The sequence below is a fragment of the Acidovorax sp. KPB24-03 genome, from assembly GCF_057546605.1.
In genome coordinates this window covers 1-2,918 of the sequence record NZ_BAAJYR010000429.1, presented here as the reverse complement: position 1 = coordinate 2,918, position 2,918 = coordinate 1, and the positions used below count along the sequence as shown (strand labels likewise).

The following is a 2,918-nucleotide window of genomic DNA, read 5'->3' as shown; positions in this document are numbered from 1 at the left end:
CAGGCGCCCGGCATTCCCACCCGGGCCCGCGTGGCCGGCGGCGTGCTGCCGGAGGCGCTGGTGGAGCCGCTGGGCCAGATGGCGCACCACGCCGAGGGCTTTCTGAACGCGCTGCGCGCCATCGCCAAGGCCCTGCGCGCCGAGATCCGCGACAAGCCCGACGAGGCGCGGCGCCTGTCCACGCTCTATGCCCAGGTCGGCGCGCTCGCGCCCCGGCTGGAGGGTGTGCACGCCACCGCGCAACTGCTGCTGCAGGACGCGCCCGAGGGTGCCGTGCCGGCCGCCAAATGGTTCACGCTGGAGGTGGAGGGCGATTTCATCGTCGTGAAGGCGCACGCCAGCCCCATCCTGCCGGGCAACACGCTGCGCCACCACCTGTGGTCGGCCGTGCGCGGGGCGGTGCTCACCTCGGCCACGCTGACGAGCTGCGGGCAGTTCGACTTCTTCCTGCGCGAGGCGGGGCTGTTCGGCGACGAGACCGTCACCACCCTGGAGGTGCCCAGCCCGTTCGACTACGCGCTGCAGGGCACGCTGATCGCCACCGAGACCGTGGCGACCCGCGCGAGGCCCAGGCCTTCACCGCCGAAATGGTGGATGCGCTGCTGACCGACCTGGCCATGGTCGAGTCCGGCGCGCTGGTGCTCTTCACCTCGCGCGACCAGATGCGCCAGGCCGTCGATGCGCTGCCCACCGCCATGCGCGGCAGCGTGCTGGTGCAGACCGCGCTGCCCCGCACCCAGCTGCTGGCGCGCCACCGCGAGCGCGTGGCCAGCGGCGAGCCGTCCATCATCTTCGGCATGCAGTCGTTCGGCGAGGGGCTGGACCTGCCCGGTGCGCTGTGCGAATCGCTGTTCATCACCAAGCTGCCGTTCGCCCCGCCCGACGACCCGGTGGGCGAGTCGCGCGCCGAATGGCTGCGGGCGGCGGGGCGCGATCCGTTCAGCGAACTGGTGGTGCCGGCCACGGCCATCCGCCTGGCGCAGTGGGTGGGCCGCGCGATCCGCACGGAGGAAGACCGCGCCCATGTGTACTGCTACGACAAGCGGCTGGTGCGCACGTCGTATGGGCAGCGGCTGCTGAAGGGGTTGCCGCCGTTTGCGCTGGAGCGGCGCCCGGCGGCCTGAGCCCGGCCCGCGCGGAGATGTCGGACATGCCCCACAGGGCCCCGGGCCGCGAGCCGACCGTGGGCGCAGCAGGGCCCCCCTACATTGGGACCTCCCTGCCGCGCCGAGCGCCCTGTGCGCGCGGCGTTCGGCCTCCTTCCCTGCTTGCCGGAGACACCCATGAGCAACGACGACACCACCTCCCCCCATGCCACGCTGTGGCGGCTGATCAAGGACATCCGCTTCGGCATGCTCACGCACCGCGCCGCCAGCGGCATGCTGCATGCCCACCCCCTGACGACTCAGAACAAGGACATCGATGAACAGTCGCAACTGTTCTTCTTCATCCCGCGCGACGGCGAGCTGTTCGAGCGCCTGCGCTCGGACAGTCAGGTCAACGTGACCTACTCCAACCCCGAGAAGGACAGCTATGTTTCGCTGTCCGGCGCGGCCGGCTTCATCGAAGACATCGCCAAGAAAGAGGCCCTGTGGTCGCCCATGGCGAAGGCCTGGTTTCCGGACGGCGTGAACGACCCCAACCTCGTGCTGCTGGCCATCCACATCAGCCACGCCGAGTACTGGGACGTCAAGGAAAGCAAGATGACCCAGCTGTTCAAGATGGCCAAGGCGGCCGTCACGGGCAACCCGCCCAAGGACATGGGCGAGCACAAGGAACTGTCGCTGTCCTGAGCGCAGCCGTTCGCTCCCCCCATCGATCCCATCGTTTCATTCCCCCGTTCGCAAGGAGACACACCATGGCCAACGACAAGCAGGAGCCCGGCAAGGGCAAAGTGGAAAACGACCACAACCGCCAAGGCAACCAGGAGCCCACCCAAAAGAACGAAGCCCAGCGCACGCCGGAAAGCCGGCACGACCGTGATGCGCACATCGGCAGCGGCAACCAGGTGCAGTCGCGCCAGGGCTCGGCAGGCAGCGGGGGCGGGCGCGGCGCTGGCTGAAGCCGCTGCACCCCGGCAACGACAGGGGCCTTCGGGCCCCTTTATTTTGGGCGGATGCCCTTGAAAGATTCCATAGACCATCCATTTACCATCCAATGGGATGGAAAAATGAGGTTTTTATGGCAACGACGGTACTCGAGCGCAGCAACAAGGTTCCCGATTCGGAGAAGGTGACGATCAACCTGGGGTATGTGGACCTCGGCCACATCGACCTGCTGGTGTCCGAGGGGTTCTATTCGAACCGCACGGACTTCATCCGCACCGCGATCCGCAACCAGCTGGTTGCGCAGGCCGATGCGGTGCGGCAGGTGGTGGCCCGCAAGACGCTGGTGCTGGGGCTGCAGCGGTTCGGCCGGGCCGAACTGGAGGCCGTCCAGGCCGCAGGGCAGACGCTGGAGATCCGCGTGCTGGGCCTGTGCACCATCGACGACGACGTGCCCCCTGCATTGGCCCAGGCGACCATCGCCTCGGTCCATGTGCTGGGGGCGCTGCACGCCAGCGCGGCGGTCAAGGCCGCGCTGGCCGGCCGCATCGGCTGACATCCACCGGCACGCGCCGGTGGACACGACGACAAGGGACGGACCCGCGCCTTCGGCGCTGGCGACCGGACCACCATGGCAGACCGGCCCGATTCGAAGGCGGCGGCGAGACAAGAGACACGACGAGACGAACGCGGCACGCAGCGCCCCTGGGGGCCCCGGTGCCGCCCCCGCACGCCAGGGCCCCCGCAGCCCGCTTTTCGAAAGGATTCCCCATGGACTGGAACAAGAAGGTCAAGCAGCTTCTGAACGAAGTTACCCCGCTGATGCGCACCGGCCAGCTCGCCGATGCCACCCGCGCCATCCAGCAGGCCCTG

Annotated in this window: 3 protein-coding genes and 1 pseudogene; all 4 read left to right on the top strand. The window is 68.9% G+C overall.

The annotated features are described in order from the left end of the window. Positions 1-1,124: pseudogene (locus AC27KI_RS22035) on the top strand (helicase C-terminal domain-containing protein); the annotation flags it as partial. Between the two features lie 159 nt (positions 1,125-1,283). After that, positions 1,284-1,793, top strand: coding sequence for a pyridoxamine 5'-phosphate oxidase family protein (locus AC27KI_RS22030; protein WP_284400527.1), 510 nt, complete (start codon positions 1,284-1,286; stop codon positions 1,791-1,793). A gap of 65 nt (positions 1,794-1,858) precedes the next feature. Continuing rightward, entirely contained in the window at positions 1,859-2,062 is a 204-nt protein-coding gene (locus AC27KI_RS22025) for a hypothetical protein (protein ID WP_284406566.1), read from the top strand. A 119-nt stretch (positions 2,063-2,181) separates the two neighbouring features. Then, positions 2,182-2,601, top strand: coding sequence for a CopG family transcriptional regulator (locus AC27KI_RS22020; RefSeq protein WP_487090727.1), 420 nt, complete (start codon positions 2,182-2,184; stop codon positions 2,599-2,601). Positions 2,602-2,918: the final 317 nt, after the last annotated feature.